The organism is Sphingomonas oligophenolica, from assembly GCF_039522915.1.
Taxonomy (GTDB): domain Bacteria; phylum Pseudomonadota; class Alphaproteobacteria; order Sphingomonadales; family Sphingomonadaceae; genus Sphingomonas; species Sphingomonas oligophenolica.
The window spans coordinates 1-18,794 of sequence record NZ_BAAAEH010000007.1 but is presented as its reverse complement, the minus strand read 5'-3'; the positions used below and the strand labels follow the sequence as shown (position 1 = coordinate 18,794).

Annotated in this window: 19 protein-coding genes; 10 read left to right on the top strand and 9 right to left on the bottom strand. The window is 65.8% G+C overall.

Annotated elements, in window-relative coordinates:
- The first annotated feature begins 5 nt into the window (after positions 1-5).
- The 6 genes from cutA (at position 6) to ABD050_RS04945 (ending at position 4,257) form a co-directional block, all read left to right on the top strand.
- Positions 6-323: a divalent-cation tolerance protein CutA gene (cutA, locus tag ABD050_RS04970; protein WP_343888116.1), complete on the top strand. Its 318-nt coding sequence runs from the start codon at positions 6-8 to the stop codon at positions 321-323.
- A 145-nt stretch (positions 324-468) separates the two neighbouring features.
- Entirely contained in the window at positions 469-948 is a 480-nt protein-coding gene (gene rplM, locus ABD050_RS04965) for a 50S ribosomal protein L13 (RefSeq protein WP_343888115.1), read from the top strand.
- Entirely contained in the window at positions 948-1,496 is a 549-nt protein-coding gene (gene rpsI / locus ABD050_RS04960) for a 30S ribosomal protein S9 (protein ID WP_343888114.1), read from the top strand. The genes rplM and rpsI overlap by 1 nt, the downstream gene beginning before the upstream one ends.
- Positions 1,497-1,584: 88 nt before the next feature.
- A complete protein-coding gene (locus ABD050_RS04955; protein WP_343888113.1) occupies positions 1,585-2,070 on the top strand; it encodes a hypothetical protein in 486 nt (161 codons plus the stop codon).
- 46 nt (positions 2,071-2,116) lie between these two features.
- A complete protein-coding gene (locus tag ABD050_RS04950; protein ID WP_343888112.1) occupies positions 2,117-2,512 on the top strand; it encodes a bleomycin resistance protein in 396 nt (131 codons plus the stop codon).
- An 8-nt stretch (positions 2,513-2,520) separates the two neighbouring features.
- Positions 2,521-4,257 carry a serine hydrolase gene (locus tag ABD050_RS04945; RefSeq protein ID WP_343888111.1) on the top strand — a complete coding sequence of 579 codons (1,737 nt, stop codon included), beginning with the start codon at positions 2,521-2,523 and terminating at the stop codon, positions 4,255-4,257.
- An 8-nt stretch (positions 4,258-4,265) separates the two neighbouring features.
- On the opposite strand, the gene ABD050_RS04940 is transcribed toward ABD050_RS04945, so the two are convergent.
- The 3 genes from ABD050_RS04940 to ABD050_RS04930 all read right to left on the bottom strand — a co-directional run bounded on the left by ABD050_RS04940 (position 4,266) and on the right by ABD050_RS04930 (position 7,346).
- On the bottom strand, positions 4,266-5,768 hold the full coding sequence (locus ABD050_RS04940; RefSeq protein WP_343888109.1) for a TIGR01777 family oxidoreductase: 1,503 nt from the start codon (positions 5,766-5,768) through the stop codon (positions 4,266-4,268).
- A complete protein-coding gene (locus ABD050_RS04935) occupies positions 5,765-6,448 on the bottom strand; it encodes a DUF4166 domain-containing protein (RefSeq protein WP_343888107.1) in 684 nt (227 codons plus the stop codon). Before ABD050_RS04935 ends, ABD050_RS04940 begins: the two co-directional genes overlap by 4 nt.
- Before the next feature lie 130 nt (positions 6,449-6,578).
- Positions 6,579-7,346: a metallophosphoesterase family protein gene (locus ABD050_RS04930; protein WP_343888106.1), complete on the bottom strand. Its 768-nt coding sequence runs from the start codon at positions 7,344-7,346 to the stop codon at positions 6,579-6,581.
- Positions 7,347-7,459: 113 nt separating this feature from the next.
- Between ABD050_RS04930 and ABD050_RS04925 the strand changes: the two genes are divergently transcribed.
- Positions 7,460-8,989: a malonate--CoA ligase gene (locus ABD050_RS04925; RefSeq protein ID WP_343888105.1), complete on the top strand. Its 1,530-nt coding sequence runs from the start codon at positions 7,460-7,462 to the stop codon at positions 8,987-8,989.
- Here ABD050_RS04925 and mmsB read toward each other — a convergent pair.
- From mmsB to ABD050_RS04900, 5 genes are read right to left on the bottom strand one after another with little or no spacing between them, the layout of a single operon-like run.
- A complete protein-coding gene (mmsB, locus tag ABD050_RS04920) occupies positions 8,973-9,848 on the bottom strand; it encodes a 3-hydroxyisobutyrate dehydrogenase (RefSeq protein WP_343888104.1) in 876 nt (291 codons plus the stop codon). The two genes, ABD050_RS04925 and mmsB, sit on opposite strands and share 17 nt — an antisense overlap.
- Positions 9,849-9,894: 46 nt before the next feature.
- Positions 9,895-10,671 (bottom strand): enoyl-CoA hydratase, encoded by a 777-nt coding sequence (locus ABD050_RS04915; RefSeq protein ID WP_343888103.1) that lies wholly within the window; start codon positions 10,669-10,671, stop codon positions 9,895-9,897.
- Between the two features lie 30 nt (positions 10,672-10,701).
- Positions 10,702-11,745, bottom strand: coding sequence for an enoyl-CoA hydratase/isomerase family protein (locus tag ABD050_RS04910; protein ID WP_343888102.1), 1,044 nt, complete (start codon positions 11,743-11,745; stop codon positions 10,702-10,704).
- The gene (locus tag ABD050_RS04905; protein WP_343888101.1) at positions 11,742-12,884 is read right to left on the bottom strand and encodes an acyl-CoA dehydrogenase family protein; all 1,143 of its coding nucleotides are present in this window, start codon (positions 12,882-12,884) and stop codon (positions 11,742-11,744) included. The genes ABD050_RS04910 and ABD050_RS04905 overlap by 4 nt, the downstream gene beginning before the upstream one ends.
- Positions 12,881-14,017, bottom strand: a complete 1,137-nt coding sequence (locus ABD050_RS04900; RefSeq protein ID WP_343888100.1) for a polysaccharide deacetylase family protein — start codon at positions 14,015-14,017, stop codon at positions 12,881-12,883. The genes ABD050_RS04905 and ABD050_RS04900 overlap by 4 nt, the downstream gene beginning before the upstream one ends.
- A gap of 153 nt (positions 14,018-14,170) precedes the next feature.
- Between ABD050_RS04900 and ABD050_RS04895 the strand changes: the two genes are divergently transcribed.
- Complete coding sequence (locus ABD050_RS04895; protein ID WP_343888099.1) at positions 14,171-15,217, top strand: AraC family transcriptional regulator; 1,047 nt, start codon at positions 14,171-14,173, stop codon at positions 15,215-15,217.
- A 105-nt stretch (positions 15,218-15,322) separates the two neighbouring features.
- Positions 15,323-16,120 carry a sterol desaturase family protein gene (locus ABD050_RS04890; RefSeq protein WP_343888098.1) on the top strand — a complete coding sequence of 266 codons (798 nt, stop codon included), beginning with the start codon at positions 15,323-15,325 and terminating at the stop codon, positions 16,118-16,120.
- A gap of 13 nt (positions 16,121-16,133) precedes the next feature.
- Here the strand turns inward: ABD050_RS04890 and ABD050_RS04885 are convergent, their stop codons facing one another.
- Positions 16,134-17,654 carry a CoA-acylating methylmalonate-semialdehyde dehydrogenase gene (locus ABD050_RS04885; protein ID WP_343888097.1) on the bottom strand — a complete coding sequence of 507 codons (1,521 nt, stop codon included), beginning with the start codon at positions 17,652-17,654 and terminating at the stop codon, positions 16,134-16,136.
- A 105-nt stretch (positions 17,655-17,759) separates the two neighbouring features.
- Here ABD050_RS04885 and ABD050_RS04880 point away from each other — a divergent pair, with 105 nt between their 5' ends.
- Complete coding sequence (locus ABD050_RS04880) at positions 17,760-18,680, top strand: LysR family transcriptional regulator (protein WP_343888096.1); 921 nt, start codon at positions 17,760-17,762, stop codon at positions 18,678-18,680.
- Positions 18,681-18,794: the final 114 nt, after the last annotated feature.

The following is an 18,794-nucleotide window of genomic DNA, read 5'->3' as shown; positions in this document are numbered from 1 at the left end:
GGCATATGAGCAAAATCCTGCTCATCCGCACCACCGTCGCCGACGCGGCAAGCGCAGACCGTCTCGCGCGCCAGATCGTCGAGGAGCGGCTCGCGGCCTGCGCGACCTTCGCCGCGGCCCGCTCGGTCTATCGGTGGCTCGGCAAGGTCGAAACCAACGACGAAACGGAAATCCTGTTCAAGACCACGCTCGACCGCGCCGCCTTGCTCAAGGCGCGGATCGCCGCGCTGCATAGCTATGAGTTGCCGGTGATCGAGGCCTGGGAGGCCCAGGTCGACCCGGTAGTTGCCGACTGGGTCTATGGCGCAACCGGGGATTTATAGGCCCTTTATTCGATTGGTATCATGATACCCGTCACGAAACCCGCGCAAAGCTTGACTTTCCGGGCGTCTGCGAACATTAGCCCGCCATCAGCGCCGTCCCGCATGGGGCGGCGCATGTCGTTTCAATCATAAAGGTCCTGGCTCCATGAAGGCGCTGATGAAGACCACCAAGTCGGTCAAGCCGCACGAGGTGGAGAAAAAATGGCATATCGTCGATGCCGACGGCCTTGTGGTCGGTCGCGCAGCCTCGATCATCGCCAATGTCCTACGCGGCAAGCACAAGCCGAGCTTCACCCCGCATGTCGATTGCGGTGACAATGTCATCGTCATCAACGCCGACAAGATCCGCTTCACGGGCAACAAGCTCAAGGACAAGATCTATTATCGCCACACCGGCTATGCCGGCGGCATCAAGGGCGTCGCGGCGGGCAAGATCCTCGAGGGTCGCTTTCCCGAGCGTGTGCTCGAAAAGGCCATCGAGCGCATGATCCCGCGCGGCCCGCTCGGCCGCGAGCAGATGCGCAACCTGCGCGTCTTCGCCGGCCCCGATCATCCGCACGAAGCGCAGAACCCCGAAGTCCTCGACATCGGATCGATGAACCGCAAGAACAAGGTGGGCAACTAATGTCCGACAATCGCCAGTCCCTCGCCGATCTCGCGGCGCTGACCAACACGCCGGCCCCGGTTGCGGCCGCCCCGACGGTCCTCGCCGGCGACGAATATGCGCCTGCCGCCCCGGTTGTCGTGCGTGAGCCGATGCCGCTGCGCGAGCAGATCCTCGACAAGCAGGGCCGCGCTTACGCGACCGGCCGCCGCAAGGACGCAGTCGCCCGCGTCTGGATCAAGCCCGGCTCGGGCAAGATCACCATCAACGGCCGCGACCAGGCAGTGTATTTCGCCAGGCCGACGCTGCGCCTCGTCATCAACCAGCCCTTCGGCATCGCCGAGCGCGACGGCGCCTATGACGTGGTCTGCACCGTCAAGGGCGGCGGGCTTTCGGGCCAGGCCGGCGCGGTCAAGCACGGCATCAGCCAGGCGCTGACCAAGTTCGAGCCGATCCTGCGCGCGCCGGTCAAGGCAGCGGGCTTCCTGACCCGCGACAGCCGCACGGTCGAGCGCAAGAAGTACGGCAAGGCCAAGGCCCGCCGCAGCTTCCAGTTCTCGAAGCGCTGAGCTTTCAATCTCGCGAAACAGGGGCGGTCCGGCAACGGGCCGCCCTTTTTCGTTGACGCAACTGCCACGAGGCACTGAAAGTGCGCTCATGGCCCTGAACGACCCCGTCACCGCCCGGATCATCAGCTTCCTCGGCGAGATCGGCATCCCCGTCGTGATCGAGGCGCTTGACGAGGATACGCTGCTTCCCGCGATGACCGTGCGGTACGGTACGCTGGTGGTCGATCCGGACCGGCTCACCTGGTCGGGCGATCTTCTCCACGAGGCGGGCCATATCGCCGTCACCGATCCCGCGGCGCGCGCGTCGCTCAGCGAGATCCCGTCCGACCCGGCCGAAGAGATGGCGGCGATCGCCTGGTCCTATGCCGCGGCGGTGGAGATCGGCCTCGATCCCCGGATCGTGTTCCATGACGACGGCTATGTCGGCGGCGGCGGCTATCTGGCCGACGCTTTCGCCGAGGGCGGTTCTCCGGGGCTGCCGATACTGCAATGGTTCGGCATGACCGCGGACAGGCGCACCGCGGAGAAACAAGGCGTGGCCCCCTTCCCCCATATGCTGCGCTGGTTGCGCTGACGGCGCGATCCCGGCACATTGCGGCAGGCGCGGGAGGATGGCCGGCATGGGCAGCAACATCATCCAGATCACCCCCTTCATGCACATCGACGATGTGGCACGGGCCGTCGCGTTCTTCACCGATAGTCTGGGCTTCGAATGCCTGATCCAGGCGCGGGACTATGCCTATGTCGAACGTGACGGCGCCGGCATTCGTATCCAGTGGCATGATGAACCTGCCGAACTCGTGTCGCATGGCGGCTTCGCTTATTATCTCGATGTGCGCGATCTCGACGCGATCCTCGCCGAGCTCGGCCCGAAGCTGGCGGCCTTGCCCGAAGGCCATGTCCATGGACCGATCGACCAGAGCTACGGGCAGCGCGAGCTGATGATACGCGCGCCGGACGGCAACCTCGTGGTGTTCGGCCAGGCGATTGCCGCCGCGTCCGAAGACGAGGCATGACGCGCCTGTTGAAACGGTGGCTCCCGTTGCTCGGCATAGCCCTTCTGCCGTCCGCCGCATCGGCGCAGGACGCCAGGGGCGATTGGGCGGGCACGCTCGAAGTGAATCCGACGGTGAAGCTCCGCCTTGCCCTGCACATTGCCGTCAGCGACAGCGGCACGCTCACCGGTACGTTCGACAGCCTCGATCAGCAGGCGCTTGGCATGCCGGTCGCCAATCTCGTGGCGACATCCGGCCGCCTTTCCTTCGATGTGCCCGCCGTGAAGGGCCACTACGAAGCGACATGGAACGGGGCGACCAGGGCCTGGTCCGGCTCCTGGAGCCAGTCGGGGAAGATCTGGCCACTCGCGCTGAGCATCGGCACGAAAGAAACGCTCGCCCCTGCGCCGCCCAGGCCATTGCCGGCCCATTGGGCGATTCCCGATACGGCGGCAATCGACTCGCTGATCGACCAGCGCATCGCAGGTCGTTCGGGTGCGGGGATCGTGATCGGCGTAACCGACTCGGCCGGGCATCGCGTCACCGGCCGCGTCGCGACCCGCGCTACGGCTTTCGACGGCAACACGCTGTTCGAGATTGGATCGATGTCGAAGGTCTTCACTGCGCTGCTGCTCGCCGACATGGTCGAGCGCGGCGAAGTGGCGCTGGACGATCCGGCCGAGAAATACCTCCCCGCCGGCGCGAAAATGCCGATGCGCGGCGGCCGCAAAATTACCCTCGAAGACCTCGCGACCCATCGTTCGGGCCTGCCACGGCTGCCCGACAATCTGTCGTTTCGCGATCCGACCAACCCTTATGCCGACTATCGCGAGGCCGATCTGCTCGACTTTCTCGGGCATTATGAGCTGACCCGCGATATCGGCAGCACTTACGAATATTCCAATCTCGGGTTCGGGCTGCTCGGCTATTTGCTCGCGCGGCGAGCCGGCACTGACTATGAGACGTTGCTCAAGCGGCGGATCACCATCCCGCTCGGCATGAATGATACGACGGTCACGCTGACGCCCGCGCAAAAGGCGCGCTTCGCCAGGGGCCATGACCAATATATGCGGCCCACCAGCGCCTGGGACCTGCCGATACTCGTCGGCGCGGGCGGGATTCGGTCGACCGTCAACGATCTGCTCCTCTTCCTCGATGCGGTTATGGGCACGAAGCGGTATAGCCTCGCGCCGGCGATGAAGGCGATGCTGGCGAAGCGGTGGCCGGGCGTTGCGCCCGGCATCACGACCGGACTTGGTTGGGTGGTTCTGGCGAGCCCCTCGGGCGAGATCGTCTACCATGACGGCGGCACCGGCGGCTTTAGGAGCTCGATGGCCTATGGCCCGATCAAGCGCCGCGGCGTGGTGGTCCTCAGCAATGCGGCGGTCGAGGAGTCGATCAACGACCTGTCGCTTCACCTGCTGCTCGGTGCGCCCGTCGCTCCGCCCGCCCCGGTGCCACCGGTGCCGAAGCCGGTCGCGGCGCGGACCGCCATCGAGCTGCCAGTCCCCGAGCTTGACCGGGTGATCGGCCGCTATCGCTTCAATCCGCAGCTCGAATTGACGGTCACGCGAGAGGGCGCGGGACTGAGGGCACAGGTCACCGGTCAACCTCGCTTTCCCATCTTCGCCGAGGCGCCGCTCAGCTTCTTCTGGAGGGTGGTCGATGCGCAGGTTGTTTTTGTCGCCGGCCCGAACGGACGGGTGACGGGCGCGGTGTTGCATCAGGGCGGTGGCGAACTCGTGGGGACACGCGTCGCGCCCTGAGCCGAGTATCAGTGCAACAGCCGTGCCTCGCGAAATGGCCGCTGCGCCACCTGGGGGACGTTCGCGGGCCGGCCGACGATTGCGCCGATCGCATCGTCGATCCGCGGGTAGCGGAAGCGGAAGCCGTGAAAGACCGCCTTTACCGGCAGCGCCTTCTGCCCGCCCAGCATCAGTTCGTCGGCAAGATCACCGAGCAAAAAGCGCAGCGCCGGCGCGGGGAGCGGAAGGATCGCCGGGCGGCGCAGCGCGCGGCCGATCGCCCGCGCGAAAGCGCGATTGCTGACCGGGTTGGGCGCAACCGCGTTGAACGGCCCTTCGATTTCGGGATCAGCGACGGCGGCGACAATCATCCGCACCAGATCGTCGCGGTGAATCCAGCTCATCATCTGGCGCCCGTCGCCGATCGGCCCGCCCATGCCGAGCTCGAACATGGGCAACAGCCCGCCGAGCATGCCGCCACTCGAGCCGAGCACGAGACCAGTGCGCAGCAGCACCACGCGAGTCTCCGGATGCGCTGCGCGGATCGCGGCCGCTTCCCAGGCCGCGCAGACATCGGCCGCGAAGCCACGGCCTTGCGCGACATTCTCGTCGAGGGTCTCAGCGTCCTCGAAACCGTAAAAGCCGATCGCCGAACCGCTGACCAGTACCGCCGGCCGCCGATCGAGCCGATCGAACAAAGCGCCGAGCGCTTGAGTCACGCCAAGGCGCGACTCGATGATCTTCCACCGACGCCCCGCGGTCCAGCGGCCCGCCGCGATCGGCTCGCCCGCCAGATTGATCGCGACGTCACAGGCGAAATCGGCAGGCAGGGCGGCAAGGTCAGTGACGATCCGTACCGGCGTCGCAAGGCCGAGGGCGTAGCGGGGGTCGCGGGTCAGCACGGTCACCTCGTGCCCCGCCTCGACCAGCGCCGCGACCAGCCTCGTGCCGACAAAGCCGGTGCCGCCCGTCACCAGCACTGCCCGCCGTCCCGGTAACGCGCTCGCCAGTTCGGCTGCGGGGCCGTCGCCGAGCCGCTCGTTACGCACCGCTGCGAACAGGTCGCGGACACCGGAGATCAAGACGCCCGCCGCGGCGGCGGTCAGCAGGATCGAGACGAGGCCATGCCCCTCGATGAGGATTGCGGTTGGCAGCAGCGTGCGACTGACCAGCGCGGGCATGAGCAGAGCCAGCAGCGCACCATAGTTGAGCGTCAGCAATGTATGCGTCACGCGTTCGCTCGCAGGCAGTGCCCGGACCCGATCCTCCTCGACGAAGTCCCACAGGGTAATCCCCGTTTCGACAGCCAGCGCAGCGATGAGCGCCATCGCCGCGGCGCCGCGAGGCTCGGTCCAGCCGAGCGCCAGGAAGATCAGCGCATAGATCAGGTTGCGCGCACCATGCAGGCGAAGCTCGGTCGCCTGACCCGGCTTCCATGGCAGACGCTGGGTCAGCTCATGGTGATAGAGCGTGTCGAAACCGCCCATCGCGATCTGGATCAGCAACAGCGCGACGACGAAGGCATTGTTCATGGCGCGTCTCCCGGACGATATTCAGTGAACAGGCAGCATTGATGGACGAGCGCGCCGAACCAGGGATGATCGAGCGCGAGGGTGAAGGCGAACCAGCCATGATCGCAATCGACATGGCCGACGCTGAGATGCCCCGGCGTGAGCCACCGCGGCAGGCGCAGGCGCAAGGGACCGGCACGCCAGAAATAATGGTCGCTCTCGAAATAAAGCGCCTCGGCCTCGACCCGCAGCTTCAGTGCGATGCCGAAGCCCATGCGAAGATATTCCTCGAGGCCGGTCGGCCCGGCGAACCGCTTGGAGCTATGGATGACCTGTGGAAAACCGGCATGCCGGCCATATTGGCGTGTCCAGAACTGGCCCTTTCCCGCGGCATCCTCGGTGACGCACACAGCAGCTGCGACTCCCGTATCGGTCGTAAGCGGCAATGGGCTGCCGACGAGGCGGCACAGGTTCGCGAGCATCCTGCCGAGAAGGCTCATCCGGCATTCCACGACTTCGCCGACATAGCTGATGGTCTGCGTTGCAAGCGCCTTGCGCCCGAATCGCGCCCGGACCGCGGGCGGGAGAGCAGCCCAGCCGGCCTCGCCGAGCAGCTGCCGAAAGCGCGGATCGATGATCGTGGCGCCGCCTCGGGGAACCGACGGCAACAGGGGGATAGTGCGTACGACGATGGCGGCCATCTTTTCCTCCTGTTCCGGTTATTTCTGTAAGAGCAGAAATTACAGATTATTCAGGGTGAGTCAAGGATGACGGCGATCAGGCGGGGGCGTCGATTCTCGCGCCGATTTACCGGGGCGCGAATGGGCTGAATCAGCCCGCGCTTTCCTTCGGCAACGCTGCATCGGGTTCAGCGCTCGAGGTCCGCAACATCACGTCGAACCGGCCCGCCGCAATGCGAATCTCGTTGAACGAGGGTGGCGTTGCGCGCGTGCGGCGTGACAATGTTCCCGCGCCGATCATGCGGACTTTCCCGCCGCCGATCTCATGTGCCACGTCGAACGGATCATGAACATGGCCGGTCAGTACCGCGTCAGCGCCGGCCGCGGCGAGGGCGGCAAGGGCCTCGGCGCCCCCGCGCGTCGAGGCGGTCGCCTGGGTTCGCGCCTCGATCAGCGGGTGATGGCAGGCGACGAAGACCAGCGCGCCCTTGGGCGCAGCCTCGATCAGGGTGAGCGTTTCCTGCAGCGATCGGTGGCTCACATAGCCTTTCGCCCAGTTGAGCCGCCACTGAAAGCGCCTGGTCGTCACCAGCGGCACGATCGCGACCCCGGGCAGATCAAGTGGTTTTTCGATCAGCTGCTCGATCGCGTTGATGCGATGATAGGGATGGAAGAAGCGCGCGAACGGATTGAAATAGGGCAGATCATGATTGCCGACCTCGACCGTCACCGGCACGTCGAGACCCTTCAGCCATTCGAGGCCCGCGGCGAATTCGTGGCTGCGCGCACGCATGGTCAGGTCCCCGGTCATGATCACCGCATCGGGTTTTTCGGCGCGCACCAAGCCATCGAACCATGCAACCGCGGCCTTATCCTCGCGACCGAAATGCACGTCGCTGACATGGAACAGCCGGATCATGCACCAAGCTCCGCCAGATTGCGGGAAGCGGTATTGGTGATTGGCCACGGACTCTGCATGGAAGGCCCAACGCGCGACTCGGCCGAAGGTGACGCGCTCGTATCGGAGAGAGAATGGCCAATTTGTACGATCGCTTTTTCGCCTGCTTCGCCTCCCGCCTCGCAGAGCCGTTCATCGTCCATCCCGACGGGCGATCGATCCGCTATGCCGACCTGCACGACGAAACCGGCCGGATCGCCAATTTGTTCGCGTCGCTGGGGATCGGCCATGGCGACCGGATCGCAATGCAGGTCGACAAATCCGCTGACGCCCTGCTCGTCTATCTCGCGACACTTCGGATCGGCGCGATCCATCTGCCGCTGAACCCGGCCTATACGCCGCGTGAGCTCGACTATTTCCTGCGCGATGCAGAGCCGGCGCTCTTCATCTGCTCGCCGGCCAACGAGCCGGTATTGAGCGCGCTGTGCCGCGACGCCGGCATTGCCAATGTCCTGACACTCGGCACGGACGGCGGCGGCACCCTTCCGGCGCGCGCCGCGACGATGCCGAGCGACTTCGCGACCGTCGACATGGCCGACAGCGCGCTCGCCGCGATCCTTTACACCTCGGGCACGACCGGCCGCTCCAAGGGGGCGATGCTCACCCATGACAATCTCGGCTCCAACGCCGAGACGCTCCGCACCCTGTGGCGTTTCGAGAGCAGCGACGTGCTGCTCCATGCCTTGCCGATCTTCCATACCCACGGCCTGTTCGTGGCGACCAACCTCGTGCTGCTCAGCGGCGCCCGGATGATCTTCCTGCCGGCGTTCGATCTGGATGCGATGATCAGGCTGCTGCCCCGGTCGAGCGTGCTGATGGGGGTGCCGACCTTCTATTCGCGCTTGCTCTCCCGGCCCGACTTCACCCGCGAGCTCGCGAAGGACATGCGCCTGTTCATTTCGGGATCGGCGCCGCTTTCGGCCGAGGTGCACCGCGATTTCAGCGCGCGCACCGGCCATGCGATCCTCGAGCGCTACGGCATGACCGAGACCAACATGAACAGCTCCAACCCCTATGACGGCGCGCGCGTGCCGGGCAGCGTCGGCTTTCCGCTGCCTGGCGTCGAGATCCGGATCACCGATCCGGAGACCGGCCTGCCGCTGGCCGAGGGAATCGGCATGATCGAGGTACGCGGGCCGAACGTGTTCGCCGGCTATTGGCGGATGCCGGAGAAGACCGCCGAGGAGAAACGCGCCGACGGTTTCTTCATCACCGGCGATCTCGGCAGCTTCGATGCAGCGGGCTATCTGTTCATCTCGGGCCGGGCCAAGGACCTGATCATCTCGGGCGGGCTCAACGTCTACCCCGCCGAAGTCGAGGCGCTGATCGACGAACTGCCCGGCGTCGCCGAATGCGCCGTGATCGGCATGCCGCATCCCGATCTCGGCGAGGGTGTGGTCGCGGTCGTCGCGGCCAGAACGCCGGGTGCGGTCGATGCCGACATGGTTCGCGCGGCGCTCGCCGACAGCCTCGCCTCGTTCAAGCGGCCAAAGCTGGTTTTCGTGGTCGATTCGCTCCCGCGCAACGCAATGGGCAAGATCCAGAAGGCCGAACTGCGCGCGCGGTACGCAGGCAGCTTCGAACCGGTCAGCCCAGCATCCTGATGATCGCCGAGAAGTCGAGGCCCCCCTGCCCTTCCGCAGCGAACTTCTCGTAGAGCTCGGCGGCACGGGCGCCCATCGGCGTATCCGCCCCGGCATCGGCGGCCGCCTCCATCGCGAGGCGAAGATCCTTGAGCATCAGCGCGGTCGCGAAACCGCCCTGATAGTCGTGATCGGCCGGCGTATCCGGGCCGACTCCGGGGACCGGACAATAGCTCGTCATCGACCAGCTCTGGCCCGACGAGACTGACGCAATGTCATAGAATTTCTGCGGATCGAGACCGAGCTTCTGTGCAAGCAGGAACGCCTCGCAGGTCGCGATCATGGTCGCGCCGAGCAGCATGTTGTTGGCGATCTTGGCGGCCTGGCCGGTGCCGCTGGCGCCGGCATGGATCACTGCCTTGCCCATGTCGGCAAGGAAGGGCTGGGCGCGGTCGAAGCCTTCGGCACTGCCGCCGACCATGAAGGTGAGCGTCCCGGCATTGGCGGCGCCGATACCGCCCGAGACGGGCGCGTCGACCGCGGTGAGACCCTTGGCGAGCGCTGCCTCGGCGACGCGCTTCGCCGTGGCGACATCGATCGTCGAGCAATCCATCAGGATCGCTGACGGCGGCGCCGCACCAAAGACGCTCTCGGTATAGACCTGCTCAACATGCTTGCCGGCGGGCAGCATCGTGACGATCGCCTCAGCGCCATCGGCTGCTTCGGCGGCGCTGGCGACGGGCAGGCAGCCAGCGGCCTTCGCCCGTTCCAGCGCTTCGGGCGAGAGATCGAAGGCGCGGACGTCATGCCCCTTCTTCGCAAGGTTCGCGGCCATGCCGCCGCCCATATTTCCCAGACCGATGAATCCGACGCGTGCCATTTCTCTCTCCTTATCCCCCTCCCGCAAACGCGAGAGGGAGCAGCAATTATTTCCCCGTCCATTTCCCCGGACGCTTCTCGATGAACGCCGCCATGCCTTCCTTCTGGTCCTCCGTCCCGAACAGGCCGTGGAACAAGCGCCGCTCGAACTGGATGCCCATGGCGAGCCCCGTCTCGAACGCCGCGTTGACCATCTCCTTGTTGGCCAGCGCCGCGAGCGGCGCCATGCTGGCGATAGTTGCCGCAGTCTTTACTGCCTCCTCGATCAGATCGGCGGCGGGGACGACACGGCTGACGAGACCGGCGCGTTCCGCCTCCTCGGCGTCCATCATCCGACCGGTCAGGACCATCTCCATTGCCTTGGCCTTGCCGACCGCGCGCGTCAGGCGCTGCGATCCGCCCATGCCGGGAGTGACGGCGAGCTTGACCTCGGGCTGTCCGAATTTCGCCGTGTCGGCCGCAAGGATGAAATCGCACATCATCGCGACCTCGCAGCCGCCGCCGAGCGCATAACCGGCGACCGCGGCGATGATCGGCTTGCGGGTCGCGGTGACGCGTTCCCAGCCCGCGAAAAAATCGTGCGAATACATGTCGGCAAAGCCTTGCGACTGCATCTCCTTGATGTCGGCGCCGGCGGCGAACGCCTTCTCGCTGCCAGTGATCACCGCGCAGCCCTGGCTCTCGTCAGCGTCGAAGGCAGCCGTCGCCGCGATCATGTCGGCCAGTATCCGGCTGTTGAGCGCATTGAGCGCCTGAGGCCGGTTGAGCGTGATCAGCGTGACGGCGCCGCGCTGCTCGACGAGCAGGGTCTCGTATGATGCCACTATCGTCCTTCCTATTTCCGTCGCGTTGAATCAGTTCGGCGCCCAGGCCTCGTCATCGGGGAGCGGCGCGAATATCTGGTCGATGATGTGGTCGGTCACGCCTTCGGGCGTGGACGGATTCCAGGCGGGCGCATTGTCCTTGTCGACAATCACCGCGCGCACGCCCTCGAGGAAATCGTGGCGCTGAACGACATGCGCGCCGACTGCATATTCCTGGCGCATCTCATCCTCGAAAGTCGGCATGGTCGCGCCCTCGTGGAGCAGGCGGAGCGAGACCTTCATCGTCTGCGGTGATTTCGTGCGCAGCAGGGCAAGCTGTTGCCGCGCCCAGTCGCCGGAATCGGCTTCGAGCGCCGCAAAGATATCTTCGAGCGTGTCGGAGGCGAACAGCCGATCGATCGCGTCGCGATGGGCGAGGATCTTCGCGTCAGGCGCTGACGTCGCAAGTTCGTCGAGGATCGCTTCAATCCGCTGCGGCGCGGCAGCGATGCGAGCCTTGGCCTCCTCCAGCGTGCCGCTCGTGATATAATGGGTCGCCAGTCCAAGCGCGAGGCATTCGGCGCCGTCGAGCCTGTGGCCGGTCAACGCGAGGAACTGGCCGGTCCGCCCGGGCAGCCGCGACAGATACCAGCCGCCGCCGACATCGGGGAACAGGCCGATCCCGGTTTCGGGCATGGCGAGGCGCGTGTTCTCGGTGGCGACGCGGTATTTCGCGGGCTGCGACAGGCCCACGCCGCCGCCCATGGTGATTCCATCCATGAAGGCGACGACCGGCTTGGCATAGGTGAACAGCCGGTGGTTCATGCGATATTCGGTGTGGAAGAAGGCGCGCGCCTCGGCGCCGTCCTTCGCGCCCGACTCAGCGAGCATGCGGATGTCGCCCCCGGCGCAGAAGCCGCGGCCTTCGGCGTGGTCGATCAGGATTGCCTCGACCTGCGGCTCGGTGCGCCAGGCTTCGAGGGCTGCGAGGATGGCGGCGCACATCGCGGTGGTGAGCGCGTGGATCGCCTTGGGGCGGTCGAGGCTGATGCGGGCGATCTTGCCTTCGATCTTGGTGAGGACATCGGCGCTCATTGCCGGGTCAGATCCCGGCCGACGATCATTCGCATCACCTGGTTGGTGCCCTCGAGGATCGAGTGCACCCGCAGGTCGCGCCAGAAGCGCTCGATCGGATAGTCCATCAGGTAACCGTAACCGCCATGGAGCTGCAACGCGCGGTCGGCTACCGATGATCCGGTGTCGGTCGCGAGCCGCTTGGCCATCGCCGCGAACTTCGTCTTGTCGGGCGCGTTCGCCGTCACCTTGGCCGCCGCCATATAGAGCAGGGCGCGCGCCGCCTCGAGATCGGTCGCCATGTCGGCGAGGGTGAACTGGGTATTCTGGAAATCGGCGATCGCCGTGCCGAACTGCTTGCGTTCCTTGGTATATTTCACTGCCTCGTCGAGGCAGCGCTGCGCGCCGCCGAGCGAGCATGCGCCGATATTGAGCCGCCCGCCATCGAGCCCCATCATCGCGATGCGGAAGCCCTCGCCTTCGGCGCCGACGAGGTTCTCCTTCGGCACGCGGACGCCGTCGAACATCACCTGGCGGGTCGGCTGCGAATGCCAGCCGAGCTTGCGCTCATTCGCGCCGAAGCTGACGCCGGCCATGCCCTTTTCGATCACTAGGCAGGAAATGCCCTTGGGCCCGTCCTCACCGGTGCGGACCATGGTGACGTAGATCTCGTTCTCGCCCGCGCCGGAGATGAACTGCTTCGAGCCGGTGACGATATAATCGTCGCCGTCCCTCACTGCCTTGGTCTTCAGCGCGGCGGCGTCGGAGCCCGAGCCCGGCTCGGTCAGGCAATAGCTGGCGATCTCGTCCATGCCGACGAGGCGCGGCAGATATTTGTCCTTCACCGTCTGGCTGCCGAACCGGTCGATCATCCAGGACGCCATATTGTGGATCGAGATGAAGGCGCTGGTCGAGGCGCAGCCATAGGCCATCTGCTCCATGATCAGCGCCGACTCCAGCCGGCCGAGAGCGATGCCGCCGCTCTCTTCCGAGACATAGATCGAGGCGAAGCCGAGCTCGGCCGCTGCCTTGATCGTGTCGCGCGGGAAGATGTGCTTCTCGTCCCACTCCGCGGCGAAGGGCGTGATTCGGTCGGCGGTGAATTTGCGGGCGAGATCCTGGATCTCGCGCTGATCGTCAGTGAGGTCGAACTGGGTCATGAAGCGATTCCTGAATGCATTGACTGCCCCGTTGTAAAGGCGAATTCGCCGCACCGGCGATGCCATCGCCCATGCCGTGCGGCGCATTTCCAGCGCCGGGCCGATGCGCGGCTGAGCAAGGCGACCGGTTTCGGCGCGGGCATGGCGGCGAGCGCAGGCTGGTGCATTACCCGCGCCTCGAACAGGGCGCCGGCGACTTTCAGATCAGTGCGCTCATACCATAATGGCCCGGCAATGCCCTTCTCCCACGCAATCGCTTCGGAGAGCGTGCCGTTGTCGCTCGGCACATTGGGTTCCCGGTGATAGATCGGATCGGCAAACGCCGCGTCGGCAGTGACGATCACCCAGCCGTCGCGGCGAAGCCCGTCAACCAAGGCGCCGATATAGCGCGCCGCGAGATCGGTCTCGTGAAGCAGGATGACCTGGGCCGGTGGACGGCCGATCGCCTTGCGCATCAGCGCGTCGGAAAAGTCGGCCGATTGGACCATCGTCTCGACATAGAGATCGCGCAGCGCATCGTCGTCGATCGGCTTGCCCGCCTGCCGCGCATCGAGTGCAAGCCGCTCCATATACCAGTCCGACCCGTCGATCGTGACCCCGGCGACCATCAGCTGCCGTGCCGCCAGCCCGTCGTGCACCATGCGGCGCTTGGCCTGGTCCCGGCCGCCCTGGTTGAGGCCCGGAAAGCGGAACCAGGGCCGATAGCCCGGCCGACCTTTCAACCAGGCTTCAGCCTTGTCGACATCGGCCAGGAATGCGTCGGCCGACATCGAGGAAAGATCATGGTGAGAGAAGCTGTGATCGCCGAGCACATGGCCGGCCGCGACATAGGCCGCGATCCGCTCGGCGGCGCCGTCCCCGGCGGCGATCCGCCCGGGATTGACGAACAGGGCGACCTGCGCGACCCCGGCGTCGCGCAGCCCGGCAATCAGGCGGGTGGTGCGTTCTTCCTTGGTGTAGAAGGCGCCGGGTGCACGCGGCACATCGTCGAAGGTGAGCGCGATCCTCTTCGCCGCTACGGGCGGCCGCACGGCTTTGGGCGCCTGATGGCGCGGCGCGTCGACCGGGCCTCGAATCGGGAGGACGAAACTCGCCAGGGCTGCGAGGACAAGGAGCGAGCGCAGCGCACTCATGTCATCCCCTTCGCCATCGCGCCGCACCGGCGCATCGCCCAAGCCATGGTTAAATTCGTCTTTACCATTGACCGGGTCTATCCCGCCCGATGCTCGAATCCTACTGCTCCGGCGATGGACTGGGTTGCGCGGCCAAGCCATAACGGTGTCGATATGACACGGCTTCTCCTGCTCGATACGGTGATGCGGATGCTGGCGATCGGCCAGCTGGTGCTGATCGCGCTGGTGATCTGCCGCGGCCGCGCACCGCGTCCGGTGCGGCTGGCAACGGCGATGCTGCTGCTCGGCGTTGCATCCTATCTGACGCTGGCGACGCCGCTGTTCAGGGAGACGCGCGGCCCGTTCTGGGCGCTGATTCAGCTCGCCGCCCAATCGGTGCCGCTGCTGCTCTGGGTCTTCGCTCATCTTCTGTTCGAGCGTCCGATCGACCGCCGTGCCGCGATTGCCGGCATCGCGCTGACCTTCGGATGCTGGATCGGCTTCTTCCTGGTGGGTTATGGCGAGCGGCACGGCGCGTTCTGGATCGCGCTCGTCCAGCGCGGCGCCTCGCTGCTGTTCATCGGTCACGCCATTCTGATCGCGCTCAGCGAACGCGGCGACGACCTGATCGAGAAGCGCCGCCGGCTGCGGGTGGGCTTCGTGATCGTGGTCGGGGTGCTCGCCTTCATCGTGATCGTGCTCGAGATGCTGTACGGCTTCCGCCGCGCCGGGCCCGACATCGCGCTGGCGCAAGCGCTTGCGATCCTGATCGCGACCACCGCCATGGGCGTCGCCCTGCTGCAGAGCGACCCGGACCTGCTGTTCGACCCCGCCCGGCCCGGGGCGCCCCCCGTGCCAAGCTTCAGCCCGTCCGAGCACGTCCTCAACCGCAAGCTCGAAGCGGCGATCGCCCAGGCAGTCTATCGCGAGCAAGGCCTCAGCATCGGCGCCCTCGCCGCCTTGCTTGAGACCCCCGAGCACCGGCTGCGCAGCCTGATCAACCGAAGGCTCGGCTATCGCAACTTCTCCGCCTTTCTCAACCATCATCGCATCGCCGAGGCCAAGGCGTTGCTGGTCGATCCCGCGCATGTCGACCTGCCGATCCTGACGATCGCGATGGATCTCGGCTATGGTTCGCTCGCGCCGTTCAACCGCGCCTTTCGCGAAGCAGTCGGCCAGGCGCCGAGCGAATATCGTCGGGAAAACATCGTCCGGAATTGAAGAATGCCGATCGATTCCGGAATCGATCGGCATTTTTCGGGCTGACGCAGCATCGCCGGAAGGATCGGGATAGGGCAGCGACCGAACATCGGACGGAGCATTGACGTGACCGGAACCCTGCTGACTCTCGGCGACCATTGGATGCACAGCTTCACGACCGAGATGGTCCGCTATCTGTTCGGGGCAGCGGGCGTCGCCCTGGTCTATTGGCTGCTGCGCCGCTGGACCGCGCCGCGCCGCATCCAGCAGCGCGCGGCGACACTGGCCGATCGCCGGCGCGAGCTCTGGCTGTCGGTGCAGACGATCGCGATCTTCGGGGTGGTCGACCTGATCGCCTTTGCGCTGATCGCCTACGGCGTGGTGAAGATCGCCCATGGCTTCGACCCGGCTGTCGTCGCGATCCAGTTCGTCGCGATGGTGATCTTTCACGACGCCTATTTCTACTGGATGCACCGCGGCCTTCACCTGCGCATGATGTTCCGCCGCGCTCATGCCGCGCATCATCTCTCGCGCACGCCGACCTCCTGGGCGGCCTATGCCTTCGCGCCGATCGAATCGGTGTTCGAGGCGCTGTATGTGCCGATCTTCCTGCTCGGCCTGTCGCTGTTCGGTGCGGTCTACCCGCTCGCCATCTTCATCTTCCTCGGCCATCAGATCGCCCGCAACGCGATCGGCCATTCGGGGCATGAGCTCGCCTGGTCCGGCTTCACCCGCTCGCCGCTGACCGGCTGGCTGACCACGACCACCCATCACGACCTCCACCACAGCGAAGGCCGGTACAATTTCGGGCTCTATTTCAGCTGGTGGGACCGGATGATGGGCACCGAGCACCCGCGCTACCATGAGCGGTTCGAGGCCGTTGCCGGGCGCAAGGCGATCGAAGGCGACACGGTGCCAGCCTGACGGCACGCGCTGATCACCCCATGGTCGGGATGACGAAGGCGTTGGCGGCATCGCCCACCCCGCCATCGGGCCAGCGCTGGGTCACCGTCTTGACCTTGGTCCAGAAGCGGACGCCTTCCATGCCGTGCTGGTTGGTGTCGCCGAACGCAGAGCGCTTCCAGCCGCCAAAGCTGTGATAGGCGACCGGCACCGGGATCGGCACGTTGATGCCGACCATCCCGACATTGACGCGTGCCGCGAACTCGCGGGCGGCATGGCCGTTACGGGTGAAGATCGCGACGCCATTGCCATATTGATGCTCGCTCGGCAGCCGCAGCGCATGCTCGAAATCATCGGCGCGGACGATCTGGAGGACCGGACCGAAAATCTCTTCCTTGTAGGCGCTCATGTCGGTGGTGACGTGATCGAACAGCGACGGGCCGATGAAGAATCCCTTCTCATGGCCCTGCAGCTCGAAGCCGCGGCCATCGACGACGAGCTCGGCTCCCTCGTCGACACCGGTCTGGATCCAGTTCTCGATGCGCTGCTTGTGGGCGGCGTTCACCACCGGGCCGTAATGTGCGTCCTTGTCGGTGGAGACCCCGACACGGAGCGCATGGATCGCGGGGATCAGCTTCTCGCGCAGAGCGATCGCGGTCTTCTCGCCGACGGGAACGACTACCGGGAGCGCCATGCAGCGCTCACCGGCCGAGCCGAAGGCGGCGCCGGAAAGATCAGCGACGACCTGATCGAGATCGGCGTCGGGCATGACGATGCCGTGGTTCTTGGCGCCGCCCATCGCCTGGACGCGCTTTCCGGCGGCGACCCCGCGCGAATAGACATAATGGGCGATGTCCGACGAGCCGACGAAGCTTACCGCCGCGATGCCCGGATGATCGAGGATCGCATCGACCATCTCCTTGTCGCCATGGACGACCTGGAAGATGCCTTCGGGCAGGCCCGCCTCACGGAACAGCTCGCCGAGCCGCACCGGCACTGAGGGATCGCGCTCGCTTGGCTTGAGGATGAAGGCATTGCCGGTGGCGAGCGCTATGCCCGACATCCACAGCGGGATCATTGCCGGGAAGTTGAATGGGGTGATGCCGGCGCCGATGCCGAGCGGCTGGCGCATCGAATAGACGTCGATGCCGGGGCCCGCACCTTGCGTATATTCGCCCTTCAGCACATGCGGGATGCCGCAGGCGAACTCGATCACTTCGAGCCCGCGCTGGATGTCGCCCTTCGAATCAGCGATCACCTTGCCGTGCTCGGACGAGAGCAGGTGCGCCAGCTCGTCCATGTTCTTCTCGACCAGAGCCTTGAAGTTGAACATGACACGCGCGCGGCGCTGCGGGTTGGTGGCGGCCCATGCCGGCTGTGCCTTTTGCGCCGCGGCGACCGCGGCATCGAGCACCGCCTGATCGCCGAGCTTGACCGTCGCCTGGATCTGGCCGGTGTTCGGATCGAACACGTCGCCGGTCCGGGCTTCGCTCGTTGGACCGGTACGTGTCGAGGAGCCGGCGCTGCCGGCGATGTGATGATCGATGATGCGCATGGCGGGCTCTCTTTCGAAACGGGTTCGCATTCCCTTACGCTCGGGAAATTTGCAGGCAAGCTGCTTCACGTGCATGTGGGCGCTGCAAAAACGCAGGGGCGATGAATGTTTGACTGGGACGACCTGCGGATATTTCTGGCGGTAGCGCGGTCCCGCCAGCTCGCGCCGGCGGCGCGCGCGCTGGGGATGGATGCGACGACGGTAGGGCGGCGGCTACGACGGCTCGCGACGGCGCTCCAGTCCGAACTGTTCGAGCTCGAGGCCGGCGAGCGGCGGCTGACCGAACATGGCCAGGCGCTGTTCGCGCATGCCGAGACGATCGAGAGCACGGCGCTGAGCGCGCTGGGCGAGGTCGGCGGCGATTCCAACCAGGCAACGGGGCATGTCAGGCTGAGCGTCGCTGAAGGGTTCGCGACCTGGGTGCTGGCGCCACGCCTGCCCGAATTCCGCGCGCGCCACCCAGATATCAGGCTCGATCTTGTCACCGCCTCGGGCTTCCTCAATCCATCGAAACGCGAGGCCGATGTGGCGGTGATGATGGAGCGGCCCCGCCATGGCCGGCTGATTGCCGCCAAGCTCGCCGATTATCGGCTCCGGCTTTACGTCGCCCGGACTTATCTCGCTTCGAACGGGCCGATCGGTTCGATCGAGGAACTCGGGCAGCATGCGCTGATCGGCTATGTGCCCGAATTCCTCTATTCGCCCGAGCTCGATTATCTCGGTGAAGTCGCGCCGGGGCTCGACGCCATTCTCAAATCGACCAGCATCAACGTGCAATATCGCGCGGTGGCGAGCGGCGCCGGGATCGGCGTGCTGCCCGGCTTTATCGGCGACCAGGACCCGGGCCTGGTTCAATTATTCCCCGAACAGGTCGATATCCAGCGCAGCTTCTGGCTGGTGACCCACAGCGACATGCGCCGGCTGGCGCGGATCGAAGCGGTGCTCGCATGGTTGAAGGATGCGGCGACTGGACGCGCGCCAGTGACCGCGTCATCTGGGCCCCCATCTGGACTAATAGGACAATGACATGAGCGTCGCCTTCCGCCGCGACAGCGACGAGGAACATCGCGAGCCTAACCCGTCTTATTCACGAGGTTGGTGTTCGGGTTTGGTCGGCGGTTGGTCATGGCGTGTCGGCTT